Here is a 19,683-nt window from a genome sequence, read left to right on the forward strand (position 1 = left end):
TCTCATTTAAAATGAGATGGGCTTTAACAGAATTTTTCATTTATCGAATCGGTTCTATAACTAAATAGCGTTTAGTATCCGATCCAACGGAATACGTTTCGATATCAACTCGACTAGCAAGAATATGATGGATAATTTTCCGCTCATTCGAAGGCATTGGCTCTAACTCAATCTTTTTCCCTGTATAAACAGCCTTATCTGCCATACGATTTGCTAGCTGCTCCAATGATTCTTGACGACGCTTACGATAATTTTCTACATCTAATTTTACTAAGACGAATCGTTTTGCGTATTGATGCACAACTAATTGTGTCAATTCTTGAAGGGAGTTTAGTGTTTGACCGCGTTTACCTATTAGTAATGCAGCCTTTTTGCTCTCTAAACTAATATTAATGGTTTTACCCTTTTCATGAACATCAATAGTTAAGTCATTGATATCTAATTGCTTTGCAATATCTGTTAAATAGGTAATTGCATGCTGAATAGCTACTGTATTATCGTTACGCTTCTCATCTACTAATTCATTTTCATTAACTAACAACGTTAATGGTTCTTGTAAGTCTTCAGTTGTTGATTCTTGTATATTTTCTACTTCACTTTGTGAAATAACAGCTACTACTTCTGCAGATTCTATTTCACTTGGTTCTACTATTGCCTGTTGCACAGATTCTTTTTCTTGATCAGATTTCCCAAGTTGTTTTTCAGTTACACGTACATTCGCTTTACGTGAACCAAAACCTAAAAAACCCTTTTTACCTTCTTGAAGTATTTCAATATCTACTTGCTCGCGGGTAAGGTCAAGCTCTTTTAACGCTATAGAGATCGCTTCTTTTACGTTTGCTCCCATTTGCGTGATCTGTTTCACTTTTTGGCCCCTCCTGTTTTTGCAGGTTTAGTTGTCTTGTTCCAAGGCTTATACATAACAAGGTTTTGTATGAATGTAATAACATTACCAATTACCCAATAAAGTGATAAAGCGGCCGGTAAATAGCTACCTAAACCAATAATCATAAACGGCATGATGTACATCATAATTCGCATTTGTGGATTATCCATTGCTGGACCAGTACGTAGAACAATAAACTGCATGATACCTGCTAGAACAGCAAGTACAATACTCGGTTCTGCTAGTGGGAACATGAAAAAGTCGCCCAAGTTAATTTCTGGTGTTGAGTTCATACGACTAATTGCATGATAGAAACCAATTAGAATCGGCATTTGGATCAGCACTGGCAAACATCCAGCGGCTGGATTAGCACCAGACTCACTCATTAATTTCATCATTTCTTCTTGATACTTTTTCTGCGTTACTGCATCTTTAGAGCTGTATTTCTCTTTTAACTTCGCCAATTTAGGCTGTAATTCTTGCATTTTCTTCGCACTTTTTGTCTGTTTAATCATTAACGGCAAAATAGCTAAACGAATAATGATCGTTACACAAACTATCCCCCACGCATACGTACCAAGTATTCCTTTAAATAGTGTTATGAAAGATACGAATGGCCAAACGATATATTTGCTCCAAAAGCCTTCCGTATCACTATAAATTGGTTGGTTATACTCTGTACACCCAGTTAATAATAATGTTAATGAAGTAAGCGCGAGAATGATCCAAAGTTTCTTCTTCAATCTTCATCCCCCTAAAATAACTTTCGTTTTCTATCAGCTATTTTATCATGCACTTTCTATTACTCTCTACTACTTCTTTTTAAAACTTTCGCAATTTTTAAAACATGCTGTAAACTCTTTTTCGTTTCATGAAAATCTATAGTGGCCGCCGGATGTCTGGCGATGATCACGTATTCCATATCATTTCTCAAATCATCTTGTAATTCGAAGAAACTTTGACGGATATAACGTTTGATTTGATTTCTAGTGACTGCCTTACCTATTTTCTTATTGATGGATAGCCCAATGCGAAATTCTTCTTGTCCCTCTTTTGGTAAACAGTAGACAACAAATTGACGATTTGCAAATGACTTACCTTTACGAAATACTTTTTGAAAATCTTCATTCTTTTTAATTCTGCGGCGTTTTTTCATCTCTGCACCTGCTTATTCATTGTTTCTTTCTTCTTTATAAGAAGGTTTTATTTACATTGATTGTCGATCCTCTCCAAAAAGATAAACTTTTATAATCTACCCCTTAAAACATTGAAAAAGAGTTATTCATAAATGGTTAACCGTTTTGGAGAAAAACCAACAATACTAAACACTAATTTCTCCATAAAGAAAAAAAAGACCACTGATGTTGGTCAGTGGACTTATGCTGATAATACTTTTCTTCCTTTACGACGGCGTGCAGCAAGTACTCTACGACCATTTTTAGAACTCATACGTGCGCGGAAGCCATGTACTTTACTATGTTTACGTTTTTTCGGTTGGTATGTGCGTTTCATTTATATGACACCTCCTGGAAAGTCTATTATAAAAAATACTACAGACAGTCTTGCATATTATATATAAACTTCGGTCATTCTGTCAATGCTTATTTAGAAAATACATTTTATCACAATCTAGTCAGTGGTGTTTTTCTTTTCTAGCAGTTATCCACAATCCACTACCTCACTCTCAAAAACTAGTGTGGACACTTTTTTACATCCTCAAAATTATCCACAAGACTTATAGACAAGTTCTACACAAATTCACCTATTGTGGATAAGTTCGATGTGTATATTTATGCAATTTGTGGATAACTCCGAAAAAATCTTGAACTAACTGGTTTTCTTTGATAAGATTATTGTGTTTTACTCTGTAAATAAATTTGTGTATGCAAAATGTTATCCACAATTGTTAATAATATGTGGATAGTTTTATCCACTAGCTAAGAATAACATTTATCCACAGCTTGTTTTTATTGTGAGTATCTATCATTTATAGTTCATTTATAAACATATTTTAACCGCATTTATAACCAAATATTCAATAGAGATATTTAGGTAAAGGAGAAAGAAGCTTGGAACATTTAGAAGAGTTATGGGACAAAGTGCTCTCACAAGTTAAACAAAAAATCTCAAAACCAAGCTTTGAAACTTGGCTTAAATCCACGAAGCTACTTTCTTACAAAGTTGATACCGTAACTATTGCAGCGCCAAATTCATTTGGGCGTGAATGGTTGGAAAATCACTATGTACAGTTAATTGCTTCTATTTTGGCAGAATTAACAGGGAAAGATTTGCATATCCGTTTTGTTGTTCAACAAGACCCGGGCTTTGATGATTTCGATATTCCATCGCCACGTGTTCAAGAAAAACAAGACGATCGTCCAGATTTCTCTCCTGGTATGCTGAACTTAAAAAACACATTTGATACATTTGTTATCGGATCTGGAAATCGCTTTGCACATGCCGCTTCACTAGCCGTTGCAGAAGCACCAGCAAAAGCTTATAACCCATTATTTATATATGGGGGAGTAGGTTTAGGAAAAACACATTTAATGCACGCAATTGGCCACTATGTATTGGAACATAACCCTAATGCTAAGGTGGTTTATTTGTCATCTGAAAAATTCACCAATGAGTTTATTAACTCTATTCGTGATAACAAAGCAGTAGAATTCAGAAATAAGTATCGTAGTGTTGATGTCTTACTAATTGATGATATTCAATTCTTAGCTGGAAAAGAATCAACTCAGGAAGAATTTTTCCATACATTCAATACTTTACATGAGGAATCGAAGCAAATAGTTATCTCAAGTGATCGACCGCCAAAGGAAATTCCAACTTTGGAAGACCGCTTACGCTCACGCTTTGAATGGGGTCTAATAACAGATATTGCGCCACCTGATTTAGAAACGAGAATTGCAATATTACGAAAAAAAGCAAAAGCCGATGGATTAGATATTCCAAATGAGGTTATGCTATATATTGCAAATCAAATTGACTCTAATATTCGTGAGTTAGAAGGTGCTTTAATCCGCGTAGTTGCTTACTCATCGCTTGTAAATCAAGATATTACGGCCGAGTTAGCTGCACAAGCATTAAAGGACATTATTCCTAACTCAGTACCTAGAATGGTAACGATTTTAGATATTCAAAAGGCTGTTGGGGAACACTTCCATGTGAAATTAGAAGATTTTACTGCAAAAAAGCGTACAAAATCAATTGCATTTCCACGCCAAATCGCTATGTATTTATCACGTGAGTTAACCGATTTTTCATTACCTAAAATAGGTGAAGAATTTGGGGGCCGTGATCATACAACGGTTATCCATGCACATGAGAAAATCTCAACGATGTTTAAAGAAGATCAGAAGTTACAGCAAGATATTAAACAGATAAAAAGTATGCTAGGTAAGTAAAATTCCTGTGGATAACCCAAGAAGTTAACAACATACTTGTACACAGCCTGTCTACACGCGGATAGGCTGATTTTATTCGTTAAATTGAACTTATCCACAAATCCACAGGCCCTACTACTATATCTATTAATCTTTTAATAAATAATAATATATATAAGTGAGGTATAATTTTATGAAATTTGATATCATGCGAGATCGTTTATTAGATGGACTAAACGATGTTATGAAGGCAGTTAGTTCAAAAACAACAATTCCAATTTTGACAGGGATAAAAATTGATGTAAGTGCAGAAGGAATGCGTTTAACTGGTAGTGATGCAGATATCACGATCCAAACATATATCCCTGTTGAAGAAAATGGCGAACAATTAATGAATGTTGAAAAACCAGGTTCAATTGTGCTACAAGCTAAAATGTTCAATGAGATTGTTCGTAAATTACCTACTAATGATGTTGAATTTGAAGTATCAGAGAAATTCCAAACACGTATACGTTCGGGTAAATCAGATTTCCACTTGATTGGTTTAGATTCAACTGAATATCCTTTATTACCAGAGATAAGTGAAGACAATCAGTTCACTTTACCTGCTGATTTATTAAAATCAATTATTCGTGAAACAGTATTTGCAGTATCAACGAGTGAAAGTCGTCCAGTACTAACAGGTGTTCATTGGCAAATAAAAGACGGAGAACTTGTATGCGTTGCGACTGATAGTCATCGTCTTGCTCGTCGTAAAATTACTTTAGAAAATTTACCAAGTGAACAATCCAGTGTTGTAGTACCAGGAAAAAGTTTGACTGAATTAAGTAAAATTTTGAACGATGCAACTACTCCTGTAGATATTGTTATGACAAATCAACAAGTTTTATTCAAAACAAATGATGTTTTATTCTTCTCACGCTTACTAGAAGGGAATTATCCTGATACATCACGCCTAATTCCGGAAGAATATAAAACAGATGTAACTGTCAATGGCCGTTCTTTGCTTCAAGCTATTGACCGCGCCTCTTTACTTGCACGCGAAGATCGTAACAATGTTGTGCGTTTTACAACTATGCAAGACGAGACTATAGAAATTTCTTCTAATTCACCCGAAGTAGGGAAAGTAGAAGAACAAATTCAGGTTAGCTCGCTTGTTGGGGAAGAATTGAAAATTTCCTTCAGTGCAAAATATATGATGGATGCATTGAAAGCAATTGATGGGCAAGATGTTGTCATTCAATTTACAGGTGCTATGAGACCATTTATCATTCGTTCTGTACATGACGATGCTATATTACAATTGATTTTGCCTGTTCGTACCTACTGAAAAAAATATTTTAATATAACAATCAGTGTGGATTATTTCCCAAGGTAGTTTGTGACCTGGTCATAAACTACTGATTTTACTAAAGGATAGTCGTTTCGATGACTATCCTTTTTACTTATGAACAAAAGTTCGGTAAAATATAGAGATAGAGAAAAATAGAAGAGGATGAAATTAACTGTGAATGAAATTGCTATCGATACTGAATTTGTAACGCTTGGCCAATTATTAAAAATAACAGACGCTATTAGCTCAGGTGGAATGGCTAAATGGTTTTTGCAAGAGAATGATGTCTATGTAAACGGAGAAATAGATAATCGTCGTGGACGTAAACTATATGTTGGCGATACTGTGAATATTCCTGGAACAGGGAGATTTCAGATAACTGGTCCAACGAACGGAGAATAACATGTATATAGAACGGTTAAAGCTGACGAATTACCGTAATTATGAATCGTTAGACTTGTCGTTTTCCCCGAAAATTAATGTTTTCTTAGGAGAAAATGCACAGGGGAAAACGAATGTTATGGAATCTATATACGTTTTATCAATGGCAAAGTCACATCGTACTTCGAACGAGAAAGAATTAATACGGTGGAGCGAAGACTATGGTAAAATAGAAGGTGACGTTCAAAAAAAATATGGTCATTTACCTTTGGAATTAACTCTTTCTAAAAAAGGAAAAAAAGCAAGGGTTAACCATTTAGAACAAAGCCGTTTAAGTGATTATATAGGACAGATGAATGTCGTGATGTTTGCCCCGGAAGATTTAACTGTAGTAAAAGGCAGTCCCCAAATCAGAAGACGTTTTCTCGATATGGAAATCGGGCAAATTTCTCCAGTATATTTACATGATCTATTAACATTTCAAAAGCTATTAAAGCAACGGAATCACTTATTAAAACAAAACCAAGGGAAATCAGCATTGCAAGATGTAATGTTTGATGTATATACCGAACAATATATTCAAGCTGCTGTACAAGTTATTCATAAAAGATTTCAATTTATGGATTTACTCCAGGAGTGGGCAGAACCAATTCATTTTGGTATCTCTCGAAATTTAGAGAGATTACAGATTCGTTATCGTCCAGTGAGTGGTATGAATCCGGAATGGACAATTGCTGAAATGGCAAATTTCTTGGAGAAGAAGCTACAAGATGCCTTGCCGCGCGAGCTTGAACGAGGCGTCACATTAATTGGGCCACACAGAGATGATTTGCAGTTCCTTGTGAACGACTATGATGTACAAACATATGGATCTCAAGGTCAGCAACGTACGACGGCTCTATCACTCAAATTAGCTGAAATTGAACTTATTAAACAAGAAGTTGGGGAAGCGCCAATTTTGTTGCTAGATGATGTCCTTTCAGAGTTAGATGATTACCGTCAGTCACACTTACTGAATACTATTCAAGGTGAAGTTCAGACCTTTGTGACAACAACAAGTGTTGAAGGAATTGACCATGATACAATCCGAGAAGCGGCAATGTTTTATGTGAAACAGGGTTCTGTTGAAGTGGAAGAAACCTAGTATTAATACAGGTCAGTGGTTAGTAAAATAATTTAAAACGCATACTGATGTCATGAAAGAGTAGGTGGGACAAATGGCAATGGAAGAGAATAAACAGCCTGCTGCATATGATGCAGATCAGATACAAGTATTAGAAGGTTTAGAAGCAGTTCGTAAACGTCCGGGTATGTATATTGGTACTACGAGTTCTAAAGGTCTTCACCATTTGGTGTGGGAAATTGTAGATAACAGTATTGATGAAGCCTTAGCTGGATATTGTGATGAAATTAAAGTAACGATTGAAAAAGATAACTGGATTCGTGTTGACGATAATGGCCGTGGTATTCCAGTAAGCAATCAGGAAAAAATGGGGAAACCAGCTGTTGAAGTTATTATGACAGTGCTACATGCTGGAGGTAAATTTGGTGGTGGCGGATACAAAGTATCTGGTGGTTTACATGGTGTAGGTGCATCTGTAGTAAACGCATTATCAGTTTCAACTGAAGTGTATGTAAAACGTGATGGTCATATTCATTTCTTAAGTTTTAGTCGTGGCCAAACAGATCAGCCACTTCAAGTTATTGGTGATTCTGAAGAAACTGGAACAACAACACGTTTTAAAGCAGATCCTGAAATCTTCAAAGAAACAACAGTTTATGAATTTGATATATTAGCACACCGTATTCGAGAATTAGCTTATTTAAATCGTGGTATTAGTATTACGATAGCAGATGAACGCGGCGAAGAAGTACGTTCAAATACATACCACTATGAAGGTGGTATTAAATCGTATGTTGAACATATTAACGAAAAGAAAGAACCTCTTCATGAAGCAATTGATTTAAAAGGTGAAAAAGATGGTATTTCAGTTGAAATCGCTATGCAGTATAATGCTGGATTCGCCTCTAATATTTTCTCATTTGCTAACAATATCAATACGTATGAAGGTGGTACGCATGAATCAGGATTCAAAACAGCTTTAACACGTGTTATTAACGATTATGCGCGCAAAAATAATCTAATTAAAGATGCCGATGCAAATCTAGCGGGTGAAGATGTACGTGAAGGTTTAGTTGCTATTGTATCGATTAAACACCCTGATCCGCAGTTTGAAGGACAAACGAAAACAAAATTAGGTAACTCTGAAGTAAGCACAATTACAAACTCATTATTCTCAGAACGTTTCGAGAGATTTTTACTTGAAAACCCTACAGTTTCTAGAACAATTGTTGATAAAGGTTTAATGGCAGCTAGAGCACGTGTAGCAGCGAAGAAAGCACGTGAATTTACACGTCGCAAATCCGCTTTAGAAGTTTCTAGCTTACCAGGTAAATTAGCAGACTGTTCTTCTCGTCATCCTGATGAAAGTGAAATCTACATCGTAGAGGGTGACTCTGCCGGTGGTTCAGCAAAATCAGGTCGTGACCGTCATTTCCAAGCCATCCTACCACTTAAGGGTAAAATTCTAAACGTGGAAAAAGCACGCTTAGATAAAATATTATCTAATGCTGAGATTAGAGCAATGATTACAGCAATTGGTACAGGTATTGGTGAAGAATTTGAATTGAAAAAAGCGCGCTACCATAAAATTGTTATCATGACTGATGCAGATGTTGATGGTGCCCACATTCGAACACTATTATTAACATTCTTCTTCCGTTTCCTACGTCCGTTAATAGAAGCGGGATATATTTATATTGCACAACCACCTTTGTATCAAATAAAACAAGGGAAACATATTGAATATTGTTACAGCGATGAAGAACTTCAAGAGATTTTAGAACGCCTTCCGAAAATGCCAAAACCAGGTATACAACGCTATAAAGGTCTTGGCGAAATGAACGCTGCGCAGTTATGGGAAACAACAATGGATCCAGAGAATCGTATTTTACTCCAAGTAGAACTTGATGATGCAATTGAAGCAGATCGAACTTTTGAACAATTAATGGGTGAAGAGGTAGAACCACGTCGCCAATTTATTCAAGAAAATGCTGTTTACGTGAAAAATCTAGATATTTAACGAGCTAGTGAAGGGAGGTAAACACTTTGTCAGAAATCCACAATCCCGGTGTTAAAGGGATTAATATTAGTAAAGAAATTAGAACTTCATTTTTAGATTATGCTATGAGTGTTATCGTCTCTCGTGCCTTACCGGATGTACGTGATGGTTTAAAACCTGTACATCGTCGTATTCTGTACGGTATGCAAGAGTTAGGTAGTACTTCTGATAAGCCGTATAAAAAATCCGCTCGTATCGTTGGGGATGTAATGGGTAAGTATCACCCTCATGGCGACTCATCTATTTATGATGCAATGGTACGTATGGCGCAAGATTTCAGTTATCGTTATATGTTAGTAGATGGTCATGGTAACTTTGGTTCTGTTGATGGTGACGGAGCAGCTGCCATGCGTTATACGGAATCTCGTATGTCTAAAATCGCTATGGAAATGCTACGCGATATTAATAAAGACACAATCGACTATGAAGATAACTATGATGGAAATGAGAGAGAACCAATTGTCTTACCAGCTCGTTACCCAAATTTACTTGTTAACGGTGCTTCAGGTATTGCCGTTGGTATGGCAACTAACATTCCTCCTCATCAACTAGGTGAGGTTATTGATGGTGTATTAGCAATCTCTGATAATCCAGCAATTACAACGGAAGAGTTAATGGAAATTATCCCAGGACCAGACTTCCCTACAGGTGGTACAATCCTAGGAAGAAGCGGTATCCGCCGTGCTTATGAAACTGGCCGCGGTTCTATTATTATTCGTGCTAAAGTTGAAATAGAACAAAAATCAAATGGTAAAGATACAATTGTTATTCACGAACTTCCTTACCAAGTGAACAAAGCGAAATTAATCGAAAAAATAGCGGAATTAGTACGAGACAAGAAAATCGATGGTATTACAAATATTAACGATGAGTCTGACCGTAACGGTATGCGTGTAGCTATCGATATCCGTAAAGATGCAAATTCTAATGTAGTATTAAATAATTTATATAAACAAACGGCTATGCAATCTAGCTTCGGTATTAACATGCTTGCGTTAGTTGAAGGTCAACCAAAAGTTTTAAGTTTAAAAGAAGCTCTTTATCACTATTTGGAACATCAAAAAGTAGTGATTCGCAGACGTACGCAATTTGAGTTGAGAAAAGCAGAAGATCGAGCTCACATTTTAGAAGGTTTGCGTATTGCACTTGATCATATCGATGAAATCATTCATTTAATTCGTAGTTCACAGACAGGTGAAGAAGCGAAGACTGGTTTAATTGAAAAATTCAAATTAAGCGAACGTCAAGCACAAGCAATTTTAGATATGCGCCTACAACGTTTAACAGGTTTAGAGCGTGAAAAAATTGAAGGTGAATATCTAGAACTGCAAGCAATTATCGCAAAACTGCGTGAAATACTAGCAGATGAAGGAAAGATTCGCCAAATTATACATGAAGAATTGCTTGAGGTTAAAGAACGTTTCAATGATAAACGCCGTACAGAAATAACTGCCGGTGGTATGGAAATGATTGAAGATGAAGATTTAATCCCTCGTGAGAATTCAGTTATCACTCTTACGCATAACGGTTATATTAAACGTTTACCTGCGAATACATATCGTAGTCAAAAACGTGGAGGCCGTGGTGTACAAGGGATGGGTACAAATGATGATGATTTCGTTGAACATTTAATGAATACATCCACACATGATACAATTGTATTCTTTACATCTAAAGGTAAAGCGTTCCGTGCAAAAGGCTATGAAATCCCTGAATATGGACGTACAGCGAAAGGTTTGCCGATTGTTAACTTATTGAGCGTTGATAAGGACGAACAAGTAACAGCAATGATACGTGTTCCCTCGTTTGAAGATGATGCTTACTTTATATTCACTACACGTACTGGTGTAACGAAACGTACTCCAGTATCATACTTCGCTAATATTCGTAATAATGGTTTAATAGCTATTTCTTTACGTGAGGATGATGAATTAATTTCTGTTCGTCTTACAGACGGGAAAAAAGAAATTATCATAGGTACACGTAATGGTATGCTTGTACGATTTAATGAAGAAGACATTCGATCAATGGGTCGAACAGCTGCAGGGGTCCGTGGCATTCGTTTAAAAGATGATGACTATGTTGTCGGAATGGAAATGATTGAGCCAGGACAAGAAATTTTAGTTGTAACAGAAAAAGGTTACGGAAAACGTACACCGGAAGAAGAATATAGAATCCAAACTCGTGGTGGCGTGGGAATTAAAACTTGCCAGATTACAGATAAAAACGGCCCATTGTCTGCTGTGAAAACAGTAGATGGTTCAGAAGATCTAATGCTCATCACAATTAACGGTATGTTAATTCGTATGGATATTAATGATATCTCAGTAACTGGACGTAGTACGCAAGGTGTTCGTCTAATTCGTCTAGGTGATGAAGAACTTGTTGCAACGGTAGCAAAAGTTGCAAAAGAATCAGAAGAAGATGAAGAATTAGATGAAAATGAAGAATCTGTTGAACTAAATGAAGTAACAGTAGTAGAAAGTAATGTAGATTCTGAGCCAACAGACTGAATAATTGCATTTAATAGTATGAAGAACTTCGACTATTTTTAGTCGAGGTTCTTTTTTTGTTATTATTTTCATAACTTCATAAGATGAAATGATAATTAAATGTGGATTGTGGGATTTTAGGAAAGAACAAGAGGAGATGCAATGCGATAAATAGAAAAATTTGATATTATAAGCTTTTTAGGGAAATTTTATTAATAATTCTACGGAAAAATGGGAAAAGTGATTTCTCTTTAGGAATAGATTAAAAAATTAAGTAAAAACATATATTATATTAAAATATTTTTTCTAAATACTTTCTTACTTTAAAGTTATAGATTGATAGAACTAATTAAATGTTTTCTATTAAAAATAAATTGAATTTTCTCATTTTTATATTATATTAAGAAAAAATAATTAAATAGTTTGACTTAAATTGGAATGAATGTGTAAAATATTAATCAACATATAACAATTGTATGAGTTTTTTAAAGAAATTGACATATTAATTAAATTTATGTATATATTTTAAAACAAAATACTGTTATTATTTTCTTAATATTCTTTCTACATAATGAGTATTTGAAAGGAGATATACTTTTGGCTAATACGAATAATTTACTAACCATCAAGAATCTACACACTAGTTTTCGAATAAAGGATACATACTATGATGCTGTTGATGATGTTTCTATAACTTTAAATAAGAATGAGATTTTAGCTATAGTTGGAGAGTCAGGATGTGGAAAGAGTACATTAGCTACTTCAATAGTTGGTTTACATGCTGAAAACAATACTAGAGTTACAGGTGAAATCCTTTATAAAGATTTAAACCTAGCAGGACTTCCAGAAGATAAGTTTAATGAAATTCGTGGTAATGATATTGGGATGATTTTCCAAGATCCATTATCTGCATTAAATCCTCTAATGCGAATCGGTGAACAAATTTCAGAATCTTTAGTCTACCATACAGATTTTACAAAAGAGCGCAGAGCAGAACGTGTTCTTGAATTATTAAATCAAGTAGGTATACCGAATCCTGAAAGAGTTGCTAGACAATTTCCACATCAATTATCAGGTGGAATGCGCCAACGTGTCATGATTGCTATTGCAATCGCTTGTAAACCAGCTATTATCGTAGCTGACGAGCCAACAACGGCGCTAGATGTAACGATTCAAGCTCAAATACTAGATTTATTGAAAGAATTACAAGCGGAAACAGAGAGTGGCATTATATTGATTACACATGATCTTGGAGTTGTTGCAGAAGTTGCAGATCGTGTGGCTGTTATGTATGCAGGTCAAATTATTGAAGCAGCCTCTGTAGAGGAGTTATTTAATAACCCTAAGCATCCGTATACAAGATCACTACTTAACTCAATTCCACAGATGAATAGCGAAAACGAGAAGCTTCAAGTCATTAAAGGATTAGTACCATCGCTCAAAAACTTACCGCGTCGAGGATGTCGTTTTTCATCTCGAATTCCGTGGCTTGCTGCAGAGACACATGAAGATAATCCAGTATTGCATGAAGTTGCCCCTGGACACCTTGTAAGATGTACTTGCTGGAAACACTTTGATTTCGAAGGTGCAGAAGGAGGACAACTAAGATGAGTTTTATGCAAATAAAAAATTTATGTGTACATTACCCAATTCGCGGCGGATTTTTCAATAAAGTCACCGATCATGTTTATGCAGTTGATGGTGTTAGCATGGAATTTGAAAAAGGAAAAACATATGGTTTAGTTGGTGAATCAGGTTCGGGTAAATCAACAACAGGAAAAGCAATTATTGGCCTTGAGAAAATTACATCCGGTAGCATTATATATGAAGGGCAAAATGTTACGAACCAACGTCGTGAACGAACTTCACCATATAACAGAGATATTCAGATGATTTTTCAAGATTCACATTCTAGTATGAATCCAAGAAAACGTATAAAGGATATTATTGCAGAGCCTATTCGCAATTTTTTGAAATTAAGCGATCAAGAAGAAAATAAGCGGATTAATGAATTGTTGGCAATTGTAGGAATGCCAGAGGATGCTAAATATAAATATCCACATGAATTTTCAGGTGGTCAAAAGCAACGTATAGGTATCGCTAGAGCAGTTGCTTGTAGGCCGAAGATGATTATTGCAGATGAACCCGTTTCAGCGCTTGACTTATCCGTACAAGCACAGGTATTAAACTTTATGAAGGATATTCAAGAAGAATATGGATTAAGTTATTTATTTATATCTCACGACCTAGGTGTTGTAAAACATATGTGTGACAATATTTCTATTATGTACAAAGGGAGATTTGTTGAGACTGGTCGTCGTGAAGATATTTATAAAAATCCACAACATATTTACACACAACGTTTATTATCTGCAATTCCTAATATTGAGCCAGCTACTCGTATTGAACGTAAGAAAGAACGCCAAGGTGTAGAAGCTCTTTACCAGGCTGAACATCATAAGTATTACGATAAAAACGGCAAAGTATATGCTCTAAAGCAATTAAGTAATACGCATTCTGTTGCCATGAATATGCATGAAAAAGGAGGCAATTAAAATGTGGAAAACGATATTGAGACGATTTTTAGTTATGATTCCACAGTTGTTTGTCCTTAGTTTACTGATCTTTATCATGGCAAAGCTTATGCCTGGTGATCCATTTACAGGATTAATAACACCAGATACAGATCCAGGCACAATAGAAGAATTAAAGATAAAAGCAGGATTGTATGATCCGTGGTATGAACAATACTATCACTGGATAAAAAATGCTTTCCAAGGTGATTTTGGAGACAGTTATACATATAAAATAGCAGTCTCGACACTTATTGGTGAACGAGCATTCAATACTTTTTGGTTATCGTTATTGAGTGCCTTTTTATTGTATGCACTTGCGATTCCATTAGGAATTTTAGCAGGGCGCTATCAAGATTCATTGCTTGATAAGGCAATTGTTTTATATAGTTTTATTAGTTTCGCTATTCCAACTTTCGTATTAGCTTTAATTTTCTTATTTACGTTCGGTTATCATTTTCCAATCTTCCCGACGAGCGGAACAGTGGATGTTTCACATGACCCTGGGACTTGGGGATATTTTTGGAGCAAGATATATCATATGCTTTTACCGGCTATCACATATGCTTTACTAGCTACTACTGGAGTAATTCAATATTTACGTACTGAAATAATTGATTCAAAATCAATGGATTATGTTAAAACAGCACGTAGTAAGGGTCTTCCGATTTCGAAAGTGTATTCTAAACACATTTTCAGAAACTCGCTATTACCAATCGCTGCATTCTTTGGATTTACCATTACAGGACTATTAGGTGGATCAATTTTTATCGAAACAATCTTCGGATATCCAGGAATGGGACAGTTGTTTGTTTCATCGATTGCATCACGTGACTACAGCGTAATTACTACATTGGTCATGTTATTTGGCACCTTAACATTAATGGGTAGTCTGCTGTCCGATATTATTATGAGTATTGTTGATCCAAGAATTCGGATAGATTGACGAATATTAATGACTAAGGAGAGGTGAATAGAGATGGCACAACAATCAGGAAATACAATAAACACGACGCAAGATAACATTATGAGCTCTCCACCGACTGGATTGCAAGTCATTATGAGGGAGTTCAAAAAAGACAAATTGGCAATGTTTTCACTAATTCTATTAGGATTAATCATTGTAGGCGTTTACGTAGCAGCACTTTTTATTGATCAAGATGAAGTTATGTTGATTAGTTTAAGATGGAAATATGCAGAACCTGGTGAAGGATTTATTCTTGGAGCAGATCATGGAGGAAGATCTATTTTAGGGCAGTTAATTATTGGAGCAAGAAATTCTATAACTATTGCCATAGCTATTACAGTCATCACCGGAGTTGCTGGAGTTGTTGTCGGTCTAGTTACAGGATACTTTGGTGGATTTATTGATAATTTTTTTATGCGTATTATAGATTTTCTTATGACGTTACCAACAACTATGATTATTATTGTGTTCGTTACAATTATTCCGAAATACAATGTAACGGCATTTATATTGATAATGAGTGCCTTCTTATGGATAGGTACGGCAAGACTTATTCGCAGTAAATCTCTATCAGAAAGTAGACGAGATTATGTAAGTGCTTCTAAGACAATGGGAACTCGTAATTCAACTATTATTTTCAAAGAAATCATGCCAAATTTAAGTTCAATAATTATTGTTGATTTAACATTGAACTTTGCAGGAAACGTTGGCATTGAAACAGGATTATCTTTTCTAGGTTTCGGCTTACCACCGTCAACACCAAGTTTAGGAACTCTTGTTAGTTACGCAGCAAATCCTGAAGTAATGTCTACGAAGTTATGGATATGGTTACCTGCAGCAATACTAATTTTAGTATTGATGTTAGGAATAAATTATGTTGGACAGGCATTGCGCCGTTCAGCAGATGCAAGGCAGAGACTAGGATAATAGAGGAGGAAAAGAGATGAAGAAAAAGAATTGGTCATTACTTGCTATGTTGTTAGTTTTAGTGCTTGTTCTAGCGGCGTGTGGCGGAGACAAGGACGGAAAAAAAGCTAGCGGTGGTGTTGACAAAGATGCACCTGAGAAAGTGGATGCTAGCAAATTCCCACTAGTTGTAGACAACAAAGATGAGGCAATCAAGGGCGGAACTTTACAAGTTGGTCTTATAGTTGAAACTCCATTCAAAGGGATTTTCTTAGCTGAATTAGCTGATGATGCGTATGATTCTGATATTATGGAGTATGCAAGTAACACTTTATTTGAAACAAAAGAAGACTTCTTATTGAGTGATGAAGGTCTTGCTTCATTAAAGGTAAAGGCTGATGAGAAAAAAGCAATAGTTACAATTCGTAAAAATGTAAAATGGTCTGATGGCAAGCCTTTCACTATCGATGACGTTATTTTCCCATATGAAATCATTGGTCATAAGGACTATACGGGTATTCGTTATGATGGTGATTTCAAAAATATTGTTGGTGCTACTGAGTATCATGCTGGTAAAGCAAAAACTATTTCTGGCTTAAAAAAAATTGATGATTATAATTTAGAAATTTCATTTAAAAAATTATCACCAGCTATTTATAACGGTGGTGACGGCTTATGGAGCTCTGCAGCACCTAAACATTACTTAAAAGATGTAGCAATCAAGGATTTGGTTAAATCTAATAAAATCCGTAAAACACCAGTTACTCTTGGTGCGTTTAAATACGATAAAATTGTTAATGGTGAATCAGTTCAATTTTCAGCAAACGAATTCTATTGGAGAGGCAAACCGAAAATCGATAATGTTAAAGTAACAGCTGTCCCATCCTCTCAAATTAGTGAAGCCTTAAAAGCTGGTAAATATGATTTGACGACTAAATTCAGAGGTGATTATGCTTCAATCAAAGATTTGAAAAACTTAACAGTATTAGGCCGACCAGAATTATCTTACGATTATGTAGGTTTCAAACTTGGTAAATTTAATAAAATAACAGGTGAAAATGAAACAGATCCAAATACTAAAATGAATGACGTTAGTTTACGTCAAGCATTTGCTTATGCAATGGATATTGAACAAGTTACAGATGAATACTATGCTGGTTTGAAAACACGTAGTAACTCTTTAATTCCACCAGCATTTTCAGCATTCTATGATGATACATTAGAAGGTTTCAAATATGATCCAGATAAAGCTAATAAATTATTAGACGATGCTGGTTACAAAGATGTTGATGGTGATGGCATTCGTGAAGATAAAAACGGTAAAAAATTAGAAATTAAACTAGCTACAAAGCCTGTTGATGAGAATACCGAAGCAATCATGCAGTTCTATTTGCAAAATTGGAAAGCAGTTGGTTTAAATGTTGTATTAACGACAGGACGTTTAATTGAACTCAACAGCTTCTATGATAAAGTGAAAGCCGATGATAAAAATATCGACGTATTTATAGGGGCATGGCAAACTGGTACAAACCCATCTCCATCAGGTTTATATGCTCATGATGCAGAATATAACTTCAGTCGTTTTACTTCGCCAGAGTTAGATAAATTATTATCTGATATCGACTCTAAAAAAGCAATTAATCCTGAATTCCGTTCAAAAGCATTTAGAGATTGGCAAGTATATATGGCTGAACAAGCACCTGTATTCCCAATCTCCTACAGTACAGAACTTATACCGGTTAACAAACGTGTGAAAAACTACAATGTAAACTACGTTAATGGAAGTAAATTAAACGAGATCGAACTTACTGCTGACGCACCAATTAAATAATGTAACAAGTAAGACAAAACCCTCGAACAGTTGTACAGAAAAGTGCAAAGTTCGGGGGTTTTTATCATTTCTGAAAAAGATATACGTGTCAAAAGTAATAGATGAAAATATTTTTTTTTAATTCTTACAATTAAAAACAGTTTTAGATTACAATAATACTAGGGTGAATTAAGTATTCATAAAGGGGGTCATTCATTTGGATACGACATTAGTAAGGGTGGCTGATTTACGATTGGGTAGTATTGTGGCTGAGGATATAATGGCCAATACACAATACCCTATTGTTTATAAAAATACTAAAATTACCAGAGAACATATAATTGTATTTAAGGCTTTCCAGATTCAAAGGATCCCAGTGCTCACTGTATCTATTGTTGAGAAAAAAGAAAATGAAAGCGCGTTAGTTCCTGAAACTGTTAAGGAAGATGAAGTGGTAGTTGAAAGTATGACACCATTTGCTAGCCAATATGGAAAAAGTGTTGAGGAATTTAAATCGGAATTCTTCAAATGGCAGGCAGGTAGTAAGGTTGATATTGTAAAGGTCCGTACTATTATTCTTCCATTAATAGATTATATATTAAAAAATCGCGCACTTATTTTTTCGTTAAATGAACTTTCGGATTCTAAAAATTACATCTATCATCATTCTGTAGCGCTTAGTTTAATCTCAGCTGCAATTGCACACAAAATGGGCTTATCTAAAGGTGATATCATTCAAATGGCTTGCGCAGCTGTTTTAGCTGATTGTGGTATGGCAAAAGTGAACAAAAAAATTCTTAAAAAAGCGGGAGCCTTAACTGAGTTAGAACTTAAAGAAATTCAAGAGCATCCATTTTATAGTGCACAGCTGGTAAAAGATATTCCTCTTTTAAAAGCTGATATGAAGATTGCTATATATCAACACCATGAGCGATTAGATGGTAGTGGCTATCCATTAGGTGAGAAGGGTAACAGCATTGCTATATATTCTCATATTATTGCAGTAGCAGATGTTTTCCATGCAATGACATGCGAACGGGTATACAGAGAAAAGGAATCACCATTTAAAGTATTAGAAATGATCCGCCAATCTCAATTTGGTAAATTTAATATTGAAGTTGTTCACACATTATTTAGTTGTTTAGCAGATTTACCATTAGGAACAAAAGTAGAATTATCTAATTTTGCATTGGCAACAATTGTTTTTGTAAATAAGAATACTCCTACCCGTCCAGTTGTAAAGTTAATAGACACATCGGAAATCATTGATTTATCAAGGAATCGTATATTATACATTGAGAGATTAATAGTAGAATAACTTTATTGATTCTATCCCTTTATATAGTATTTATATAGGAAGAAACTCTTTAGAGAAATAAGAAGTTTTAAAGGGTAGGGATAGAGTTCTATTTTTTTGTTAAAAGGTGTTGACAGTTATATAGATATTGGTGTATTATATTAATTGTCGATAAGACGTACTGAACAAAACTTAATAACTTCATTTAAACAAAACTTTTTCAAAAAGAGTAGTTGACACTTGAAGGTGTAAATGTTAAGATTTAAAAGTCGTCAAAACAAAACGGCAAAATGAACCTTGAAAACTGAACATGCAAGACGTTAATCAATAAATGTTTTTGGACATCAACTTTGTTGGTGGATCAAAACGAAATAGATATCATCTTCGGATGATACGCTAGCAAAGCTAATGAGCTTTCAAACTACTTTTATGGAGAGTTTGATCCTGGCTCAGGACGAACGCTG

At 35.1% G+C, this 19,683-nt stretch carries 16 protein-coding genes; 12 read left to right on the plus strand and 4 right to left on the minus strand.

The genetic code is table 11. The features are described from left to right. Positions 1–40: 40 nt before the first annotated feature. The 4 genes from jag to rpmH all read right to left on the minus strand — a co-directional run bounded on the left by jag (position 41) and on the right by rpmH (position 2,398). Positions 41–865 carry an RNA-binding cell elongation regulator Jag/EloR gene (gene jag / locus ACQKMD_RS10160; RefSeq protein ID WP_427751691.1) on the minus strand — a complete coding sequence of 275 codons (825 nt, stop codon included), beginning with the start codon at positions 863–865 and terminating at the stop codon, positions 41–43. After that, positions 862–1,629 (minus strand): membrane protein insertase YidC, encoded by a 768-nt coding sequence (yidC, locus tag ACQKMD_RS10165; protein ID WP_427751692.1) that lies wholly within the window; start codon positions 1,627–1,629, stop codon positions 862–864. The genes jag and yidC overlap by 4 nt, the downstream gene beginning before the upstream one ends. A gap of 59 nt (positions 1,630–1,688) precedes the next feature. Further along, positions 1,689–2,042 (minus strand): ribonuclease P protein component, encoded by a 354-nt coding sequence (gene rnpA, locus ACQKMD_RS10170; RefSeq protein ID WP_038178762.1) that lies wholly within the window; start codon positions 2,040–2,042, stop codon positions 1,689–1,691. A 221-nt stretch (positions 2,043–2,263) separates the two neighbouring features. After that, positions 2,264–2,398: a 50S ribosomal protein L34 gene (rpmH, locus tag ACQKMD_RS10175; protein WP_036200974.1), complete on the minus strand. Its 135-nt coding sequence runs from the start codon at positions 2,396–2,398 to the stop codon at positions 2,264–2,266. A 557-nt stretch (positions 2,399–2,955) separates the two neighbouring features. Here rpmH and dnaA point away from each other — a divergent pair. The 12 genes from dnaA to ACQKMD_RS10235 all read left to right on the plus strand — a co-directional run bounded on the left by dnaA (position 2,956) and on the right by ACQKMD_RS10235 (position 19,240). Beyond that, entirely contained in the window at positions 2,956–4,299 is a 1,344-nt protein-coding gene (gene dnaA, locus ACQKMD_RS10180; RefSeq protein WP_427751694.1) for a chromosomal replication initiator protein DnaA, read from the plus strand. Positions 4,300–4,471: 172 nt separating this feature from the next. Further along, positions 4,472–5,608, plus strand: coding sequence for a DNA polymerase III subunit beta (dnaN, locus tag ACQKMD_RS10185; protein WP_427751695.1), 1,137 nt, complete (start codon positions 4,472–4,474; stop codon positions 5,606–5,608). 177 nt (positions 5,609–5,785) lie between these two features. Then, complete coding sequence (gene yaaA / locus ACQKMD_RS10190; RefSeq protein WP_427728249.1) at positions 5,786–6,013, plus strand: S4 domain-containing protein YaaA; 228 nt, start codon at positions 5,786–5,788, stop codon at positions 6,011–6,013. Position 6,014: 1 nt separating this feature from the next. Next, a complete protein-coding gene (gene recF / locus ACQKMD_RS10195) occupies positions 6,015–7,136 on the plus strand; it encodes a DNA replication/repair protein RecF (protein ID WP_427751697.1) in 1,122 nt (373 codons plus the stop codon). Positions 7,137–7,209: 73 nt separating this feature from the next. Beyond that, complete coding sequence (gene gyrB / locus ACQKMD_RS10200) at positions 7,210–9,135, plus strand: DNA topoisomerase (ATP-hydrolyzing) subunit B (protein WP_427751699.1); 1,926 nt, start codon at positions 7,210–7,212, stop codon at positions 9,133–9,135. Between the two features lie 26 nt (positions 9,136–9,161). Beyond that, positions 9,162–11,687: a DNA gyrase subunit A gene (gene gyrA / locus ACQKMD_RS10205; RefSeq protein WP_427751701.1), complete on the plus strand. Its 2,526-nt coding sequence runs from the start codon at positions 9,162–9,164 to the stop codon at positions 11,685–11,687. Positions 11,688–12,263: 576 nt separating this feature from the next. After that, complete coding sequence (locus ACQKMD_RS10210) at positions 12,264–13,277, plus strand: ABC transporter ATP-binding protein (RefSeq protein ID WP_427751702.1); 1,014 nt, start codon at positions 12,264–12,266, stop codon at positions 13,275–13,277. Continuing rightward, a complete protein-coding gene (locus tag ACQKMD_RS10215) occupies positions 13,274–14,221 on the plus strand; it encodes an ATP-binding cassette domain-containing protein (RefSeq protein WP_427751704.1) in 948 nt (315 codons plus the stop codon). The genes ACQKMD_RS10210 and ACQKMD_RS10215 overlap by 4 nt, the downstream gene beginning before the upstream one ends. A gap of 1 nt (position 14,222) precedes the next feature. After that, positions 14,223–15,185: an oligopeptide ABC transporter permease gene (opp4B, locus tag ACQKMD_RS10220; protein WP_427751706.1), complete on the plus strand. Its 963-nt coding sequence runs from the start codon at positions 14,223–14,225 to the stop codon at positions 15,183–15,185. Between the two features lie 33 nt (positions 15,186–15,218). Beyond that, a complete protein-coding gene (locus ACQKMD_RS10225; RefSeq protein ID WP_427751708.1) occupies positions 15,219–16,133 on the plus strand; it encodes an ABC transporter permease in 915 nt (304 codons plus the stop codon). A 16-nt stretch (positions 16,134–16,149) separates the two neighbouring features. Next, positions 16,150–17,943, plus strand: coding sequence for an oligopeptide ABC transporter substrate-binding protein (locus tag ACQKMD_RS10230; RefSeq protein WP_427751710.1), 1,794 nt, complete (start codon positions 16,150–16,152; stop codon positions 17,941–17,943). A gap of 196 nt (positions 17,944–18,139) precedes the next feature. Then, positions 18,140–19,240, plus strand: a complete 1,101-nt coding sequence (locus ACQKMD_RS10235; protein WP_427751712.1) for an HD-GYP domain-containing protein — start codon at positions 18,140–18,142, stop codon at positions 19,238–19,240. Positions 19,241–19,683: the final 443 nt, after the last annotated feature.

Source organism: Viridibacillus sp. NPDC096237 (assembly GCF_050278625.1).
Lineage (GTDB): Bacteria > Bacillota > Bacilli > Bacillales_A > Planococcaceae > Viridibacillus.